General features: G+C 58.2%; 1 tRNA gene. It reads left to right on the top strand.

Features of this window, described 5'->3' with window-relative positions:
- Nucleotides 1–23 precede the first annotated feature (23 nt).
- Nucleotides 24–99 (top strand) — tRNA-Gly (locus B3E94_RS20715).
- The last annotated feature ends 109 nt before the right edge of the window (nucleotides 100–208 follow it).

Here is a 208-nt window from a genome sequence, read left to right as displayed (position 1 = left end):
CGAGTCCCCTAGGGGACGCCAATGCGGGAATAGCTCAGTTGGTAGAGCACGACCTTGCCAAGGTCGGGGTCGCGAGTTCGAGTCTCGTTTCCCGCTCCAGTTTCCACGGCAACGCTTTCGGGCGGTGCTGGAAAAAGAAATCCAGGGTGCTTCGAAAGGAAACCTTGGTGCGCTGAAAAGCGTTGTGTGTCCCCTTCGTCTAGTGGCC

The organism is Pseudomonas sp. UBA6315, assembly GCF_002438125.1.
GTDB classification, from domain to species: Bacteria; Pseudomonadota; Gammaproteobacteria; order Pseudomonadales; family Pseudomonadaceae; genus Aquipseudomonas; species Aquipseudomonas faucium.
This window is presented reverse-complemented; position numbering and strand designations above follow the sequence as displayed.